Here is a 6,182-nt window from a genome sequence, read left to right on the forward strand (position 1 = left end):
GGAGGTGAGCCCGCAGCATGGTCACGATGACGGCGGCGCAGCGTCGTGAGCGGGAGAAGGCGGCGTTCGACGCCTACATGGACGCGTGTCCGACACATCAGCTCATGGGCATCATCGGCAACAAGTGGAGCACGATGGTTCTCATGGACCTGGCCCACGGGGCACGCCGATACGCAGAGGTCAGCAACGCCCTCCCTGGGGTGAGCGCGAAAATGCTTACGCAGACGCTGCGTTCCCTGGAGCGGGATGGTTTCGTGACGCGGACGGTGACTCCGGCCGTGCCGGTCCAGGTCGAGTACACGCTGACGCTGCTGGGCGAACGGATCGTGCCGCTCATCACGTCCATGCAGGAGTGGGCGGATCGCCACATGGACGAGATCGATGCAGCGCGTAAGAACTACGACGACGGTCGCCACCTTGCCTCAGGGTGACCGGTCGCTGCGTGGCCGGGTCACCCCGTCGCTAGGGTGAGGGCCATGAAGAAGTGGGAGTACGCGACCGTTCCGCTGCTGGTGCACGCGACCAAGCAGATCCTCGATAACTGGGGCCAGGACGGGTGGGAGCTCGTCACCGTCCTGCCGGGGCCGAACCCGGAGAACCTCGTGGCTTACTTCAAGCGCGAAGTCCAGTCGTAACCGAGCAGAGCCTCAACGAGGAGGAGCCATGAGCACGCCCGAAGAGCGGATCCGGGAGCTGGGCATCGAGTTGCCGGAGGTCGTCCCGCCGGTCGCGTCGTACGTCCCCACGGCCCGGACTGGGTCGCTCGTCTACACCTCCGGGCAGGTTCCGCTGGTCAAGGGCGAGCTGGGCGCCACCGGGAAGGTCGGTGCCGAGATCAGCGCCGAGGAGGCCGCGAAGCAGGCCCGGATCTGCGCGCTGAACTGCGTGGCGGCGCTGAAGGCGGAGGTCGGCGAGCTGTCGCGGGTCGTCCGGATCGTGAAGGTCGTCGGGTTCGTCGCCAGTGCGCCGGACTTCCACGGCCAGCCGCAGGTGATCAACGGGGCGAGCGACCTGCTGGCCGAGGTGTTCGGCGACGCGGGCAGGCACGCGCGCAGCGCCGTGGGCGTCGCCGTGCTGCCGCTCGACGTGCCGGTCGAGGTGGAGTTGATCGCCGAGGTGGGGTGAGACTCCGGGCTTGACGGAACGCCATTCGGTATGTCCGAATGGGCCGCCATGAGGATCACCAACGGGCTCAAGCTGCCGGCGTCGTTCCTGGAGCAGGTCGAGGCCATCCGGGACGGCCGCGCCGAGCCCGTTCCCGCGAAGCACGCGGCGACGGTCGTCGTGCTGCGCGACCACGACGAGCACGGGCTGCAGGCGTTCATGCTGCGCCGCGTGCGGTCGATGGCGTTCGCGCCCGGCGCCTACGTGTTCCCGGGCGGCTCGGTCGACCCGCGCGACGGGGAGGCGGCGCTGGCGTGGTCCGGCCCGTCCCCCGCCGAGTGGGGCGCCGCGTTCAAGGCGGACGAGACGCTGGCCCGCGAGCTGGTCTGCGCGGCGGTCAGGGAGACGTTCGAGGAGACGCTCGTCCTGCTCGCCGGCCCGACGGGCGGGACGGTCGTGGACGACACGCGGGGCGACGACTGGGAGGCCGACCGGCAGGCGCTCCTGGACCGTTCCCAGTCGTTCGGCGGCTTCCTCGACCGGCGCGGGCTCGTCCTGCGCGCCGACCTGCTGCGGCCGTGGGCGCACTGGATCACCCCGAAGATCGAGCCGAAGCGCTACGACACCCGCTTCTTCGTCGCCGCGATGCCGCGCGGGCAGCGGGCGCGGGACGTCAGCACCGAGGCTGACCAGGTCGCGTGGGTGCGTCCGGCGGAGGCGGCCGAGCGCGCCGCGAACGGCGAGTGGATGATGCTGCCGCCGACCATCGCGACGCTCGCCGAGCTGGCCGAGTACGACACGGTGGCGGACGTGCTGGCCGCGCCGCGCGAGGTCGTCGTCCAGGAGCCGGTCGCGGAGATCATCGACGGCGACGCCTACCTCGTCCTGCCCGAGAACGTCGCGCAGCACTACCCGCAGGGCTGACCGGTGAGCCGCCGGACGCCGTTCGCGCAGGCCGTCATGTGGCGGCTGGCGGGCACGTCAGCGCTGCGGCACATGGAGCGCCTCGGCTGGAACCCGGTCCGGCACCCGGATCGGGCGTCGGGGAGGATGGGGGACATGACGGAGATCGACGGGATGGGTACCGAACGGGCGACCTGCGTGCTCGCGGCGAACCCGTCCGCCATGACCCTGGACGGCACCAACACCTGGATCATCGCCGAGCCCGGATCCGACCAGGCCGTCGTCGTCGACCCCGGGCCGAAGGACGGCAAGCACCTGCGGCGCGTCCTGGACACGGTCGAGGCCCAGGGGCGCCGGGTCGGGCTCGTCCTGCTGACCCACGGCCACCCCGACCACTCCGCCGGCGCCGGGAAGTTCGCGAAGCTCGCCGGCGGCTCCGTCAAGGTGCGGGCGCTCGACCCCAGGCACCGGCTCGGCGACGAGGGCCTCTCCGAAGGGGACGTCGTCACGACCGGCGGCCTGGAGCTCCGGATCATGGAGACGCCGGGCCACAGCGACGACTCGCTCACGTTCTGGCTTCCGGCGGACGGCGCCGTCCTCACGGGGGACACCGTCCTCGGGTACGGGACGACCGTTCTGGAGGGCAAGCTGGGCGACTACCTGAGCTCCCTCGACCGGCTCCGCAGATTCTCCGCCGATGTGGAGGCCGCGACCATCCTCCCTGGGCACGGCCCCAAGCTGGACGACCCGCTCACCGTCCTCGACTACTACATCGACCACCGTCGCGAACGCCTGGCCCAGGTAGAGGCCGCCGTAGCCGCAGGCGCGAGCACGGCCCGCGAGGTCGTCGAACGCGTCTACGCCGACGTCGACAAGTCCCTCTGGCCCGCGGCCCAGTGGTCCGTCCAATCCCAGCTCGACTACCTGAACGAGCGCTGACGCCCGCCGCTGCATGCGTCGACCGTGAGCGGAGTCCACGCGTCGTTGCGTGGAGCGTGTCGGGGCGGGTTACTTGGAGCGCTTGCGGAGGCGTTCGATGTCGAGGATGACGACGGCGCGGGCCTCTATGCGCAGCCAGTTGCGCTGGGCGAAGTCGGCGAGGGCCTTGTTGACGGTCTCGCGGGAGGCGCCGACGAGCTGCGCCAGTTCCTCCTGGGTGAGGTCGTGGTGGACGTGGAGGCCGGCCTCGGACGGCTGGCCGAACCGCTCGGCGAGGTCGAGGAGCGCCTTGGCGACACGGCCGGGCACGTCGGTGAACACCAGGTCGGCCATGACGTCGTTGGTCTTGCGGAGCCGCTGCGCGAGGGCGCGGAGCAGCTGGACGGCGACCTCGGGGTGGCCGGTGAGCCAGGGCCGCAGGTCGTCGTGACCGAGCCCGGCCAGGCGGCACTCGGTGACCGCGATGGCGCTCGCGGTGCGGGGACGCGGGTCGAACAGGGACAGCTCGCCGAACATCTCGGACGGGCCGAGCACACTCAGCAGGTTCTCCCGGCCGTCCGGCGCCGTCCGGGTCAGCTTGATCTTGCCTTCGAGAACGACGTACAGCCGGTCTCCGGTCTCGCCCTCGTTGAACAGCGTCTGGCCGCGGGCGAGCCGCACCTCGGTCACGTTGGCGCGCAGCGCCTTGGCGCCCTGCTCGTCGAGGGCCTCGAAGAGCGGGGCTCTGCTCAGAACGTCCACGTCGCGATCGGTCACGCTTCTCCTCCTCGAACACCTACATGCCTAGTGTGACGTACGTCCCACCGCGTGCGTGAAGGCAGGGTCACGGCGCGCCGAAACGGGGACCGGCCTTTCTCCGTCCCGCGGGGCGGCCCCGGTCCCGTTCGCCCAGTGTACGGACCATCGGGTGAATGCCATCACACCGGTCTCATCACCAGTTAGCGGACGCGCCAGGCGGGGTACACGCCGTGCCTTAGCCTGAGCGGATGCAGACCTCCGGGCCCCGCCCCACACCGCGCCGGCTTCCCCGGGGACGCCACGCGCTGTCCCGCTCGGAGGTCGAGCGGGTGCACCGCGACCGCCTCTGCGGGGCGATGGCGGACGCCATGGCGGAGAACGGCTATGTCGGGACGTCCGTGGAGGACGTCCTGAAACGGGCCCGGGTGTCGCGGCAAAGCTTCTACGGCTTGTTCTCGTCCAAGCTCGACTGCTTCATGGCCGCTTTCGACCAGGCGGGCGAATTCCTCCGCCTCCACTTGCAGGACACCGCGGAGAGCGCCACCGGTGGCGACCCGGCGGAGCGTTTCGAGCGCGCCTTCACCGCGTACTTGGAGACGCTGGCGTCCGCACCGGGTTACGCGCGGCTGTTCCTCGTTGAGGTGTACGCCGCCGGTCCGGAGGCCATTCGGCGGCGGTCGGAGATGCAGCAGGTCATCGCGGAGGGCCTTGCGGGCCTCATGGGCGTGACCGGGCAGACGGCCCGGTTCGCGTGCCAGATCGTGGTGTCGGCGGTGAGCACGATGGTGACGCCGGCCGTGGCGGTGGGCGACATGGACGCCCTGCGCGCCGTCGGCCCACCGGTGATCGACCACGTACGCCTCCTGCTCGCCTCAGGCGTCCTCAACCCTCACCCTCCGGCCACCTGACCAACCGGGCTCGGTCATGCGGGGTCAGTTGCGCGCGTGTCGGGTGCGTGGGTCAGTTGGTGATACGTACGCGCGTAGTGGCGACGTCGGGCGTGGGTGGGAGCGTGAGCGTGAGTCGTCCGGATGGTGCGGCGGTCGTGCGGATGGTCCGGTGTGAATTTCCTCGTGTTACGAGGATATTGATGCGTGCGCCTGGACGGTAGGACGCGGGGGTCGTGATGGTCGCGGTTCCGGCGGCGCGCAGCGTGAAGCCCGCCCTGGACGCGTTGGACAGCCCGCCGAACTGCTGGGTCTTGGGGCGCTTGAGCGACACCGTCCAGCCCCACTGCGACCAGGACCGGTCGATCGACCGGTAGGAGATCTTCGCCGGCGGACGCGGCGGCTCCGCGAACGCCCGCATCAGCGGGCCCATGTACTGCCGCAGGTCACGGACCCAGTACGGCCAGATGTGCGTCCCGAACACGTAGTCGTCGTAACGGCTCGGGATCTTCAGCTCGGTGAGCCGCCGGTGGAAGCTGACCGTCGACGCGTGCGTCAGCGCCTCGATGCCGATCGCCGCCGGATCGGGGACGGGCGGGTCGAGCGGCCCGGGGATGCCGGTCGCGGTGAAGAGCGACAGCCGCATCCCGCGCAGGTTGGACGCGAGGGTCGCCGGGTCGTGCCCGCGCCAGTTGATCTCGTTCGTGAGCCGGGGCCCGAAGATCGCGTCCGGGCTCACTCCGTCCTCGAAGGCCGCGATGAAGGACACCACGCCCGTCGCCCCGACCGACACGACCGGGTCGTAGGCGATGTCCGGCGCGCCGGACATCGACGCGGCGGAGACGAACATGGCCGGATGCCGGGCCGCGTAGCTCATCGCGCCGAACCCGGACTGCGACAGCCCCGCGATGGCCCTGCCCTCCCGGCGCGCGACCGTGCGCAGGTTGCGGTCGACCCAGGGGATCAGCTGTGCGACGTGGAACGTCTCCCACTTGGACGGCCCCAGTGCGGTGTGCGGGTCGAACCAGTCCGTGAACCAGCCGCCGCCGTTGCCGTCGAACCCCGCGTCCGGCATGACGGTGATGAGCGGCCGCCCCGCGGTCGTCTTGACGGCGTCGCCCTTCTCGACCCAGTCGGACGCGCGTCCGGACGTCCCGTGGAACAGGTAGAGCACGGGATAACGCGCCGCCGCCTGCCGCTGATACCCCGTCGGCAGCAGAATGCGGACGTCCACGGCCCGCCCCAGCGCGGCGGTGCTGACGCGGACCGCGTACTGGCGTTCGTCGATACGCCGCACCTTCACCACGTGGATGCCACCCGAATCCCCGAAGCGAACCGCCTGTTCGCCAGCGTGCGCGGGCCCGAAAAGCCCCGCCGAGGTCGTGACCAGAGTCAGTGTGATTGCCAGTGCTCGGGAACGCATCGAAAGGACCTCCCAGTACACCGAGGACAGAGCCATGCATGCCGACGACATCGCAGGCTCTGCGCCTGAGGTTGGGCTAGCGGGGGTGGCGCAAGTGAAGTGGGACCAGCCACTGAGGCTGGCGGATGTGTGACGAGCGTTGTGCGCTATCGGGGTGGGGTTCAGATGTGGGACGAGCGGTGTGTGCT

General features: G+C 70.5%; 8 protein-coding genes. 6 read left to right on the plus strand and 2 right to left on the minus strand.

Going from position 1 to position 6,182, the window contains the following annotated elements; translation table 11 throughout:
• Positions 1–17: 17 nt before the first annotated feature.
• From E1293_RS04875 to E1293_RS04895, 5 genes are read left to right on the plus strand one after another with little or no spacing between them, the layout of a single operon-like run.
• The gene (locus E1293_RS04875) at positions 18–431 is read left to right on the plus strand and encodes a winged helix-turn-helix transcriptional regulator (RefSeq protein ID WP_132194241.1); all 414 of its coding nucleotides are present in this window, start codon (positions 18–20) and stop codon (positions 429–431) included.
• Between the two features lie 45 nt (positions 432–476).
• Positions 477–635: a Sp36 family protein gene (sp36, locus tag E1293_RS04880; RefSeq protein WP_021591512.1), complete on the plus strand. Its 159-nt coding sequence runs from the start codon at positions 477–479 to the stop codon at positions 633–635.
• A 28-nt stretch (positions 636–663) separates the two neighbouring features.
• Entirely contained in the window at positions 664–1,125 is a 462-nt protein-coding gene (locus E1293_RS04885) for a RidA family protein (protein ID WP_132194243.1), read from the plus strand.
• 48 nt (positions 1,126–1,173) lie between these two features.
• Positions 1,174–2,028: an NUDIX hydrolase gene (locus E1293_RS04890; RefSeq protein ID WP_132194245.1), complete on the plus strand. Its 855-nt coding sequence runs from the start codon at positions 1,174–1,176 to the stop codon at positions 2,026–2,028.
• Between the two features lie 3 nt (positions 2,029–2,031).
• On the plus strand, positions 2,032–2,946 hold the full coding sequence (locus E1293_RS04895) for an MBL fold metallo-hydrolase (RefSeq protein WP_243716023.1): 915 nt from the start codon (positions 2,032–2,034) through the stop codon (positions 2,944–2,946).
• 69 nt (positions 2,947–3,015) lie between these two features.
• On the opposite strand, the gene E1293_RS04900 is transcribed toward E1293_RS04895, so the two are convergent.
• On the minus strand, positions 3,016–3,702 hold the full coding sequence (locus E1293_RS04900) for a Crp/Fnr family transcriptional regulator (RefSeq protein ID WP_067483689.1): 687 nt from the start codon (positions 3,700–3,702) through the stop codon (positions 3,016–3,018).
• A 230-nt stretch (positions 3,703–3,932) separates the two neighbouring features.
• On the opposite strand from E1293_RS04900, the gene E1293_RS04905 reads away from it, so the two are divergent.
• Positions 3,933–4,592, plus strand: coding sequence for a TetR/AcrR family transcriptional regulator (locus tag E1293_RS04905; RefSeq protein WP_132194247.1), 660 nt, complete (start codon positions 3,933–3,935; stop codon positions 4,590–4,592).
• A gap of 52 nt (positions 4,593–4,644) precedes the next feature.
• On the opposite strand, the gene E1293_RS04910 is transcribed toward E1293_RS04905, so the two are convergent.
• Positions 4,645–5,874, minus strand: coding sequence for an alpha/beta hydrolase (locus E1293_RS04910; RefSeq protein ID WP_165978076.1), 1,230 nt, complete (start codon positions 5,872–5,874; stop codon positions 4,645–4,647).
• Between the last annotated feature and the right edge of the window lie 308 nt (positions 5,875–6,182).

Origin of the sequence: Actinomadura darangshiensis, assembly GCF_004349235.1 — a bacterium.
Lineage (GTDB): Bacteria > Actinomycetota > Actinomycetes > Streptosporangiales > Streptosporangiaceae > Spirillospora > Spirillospora darangshiensis.

Excerpts from the sequence above, each read along its gene's own strand:
- E1293_RS04905 (WP_132194247.1), top strand. The coding sequence starts at position 3,933 with ATGCAGACCTCCGGGCCCCGCCCCACACCGCGCCGGCTTCCCCGGGGA.
- E1293_RS04890 (WP_132194245.1), top strand. The coding sequence starts at position 1,174 with ATGAGGATCACCAACGGGCTCAAGCTGCCGGCGTCGTTCCTGGAGCAG.
- sp36 (WP_021591512.1), top strand. The coding sequence starts at position 477 with ATGAAGAAGTGGGAGTACGCGACCGTTCCGCTGCTGGTGCACGCGACC.
- E1293_RS04885 (WP_132194243.1), top strand. The coding sequence starts at position 664 with ATGAGCACGCCCGAAGAGCGGATCCGGGAGCTGGGCATCGAGTTGCCG.
- E1293_RS04875 (WP_132194241.1), top strand. The coding sequence starts at position 18 with ATGGTCACGATGACGGCGGCGCAGCGTCGTGAGCGGGAGAAGGCGGCG.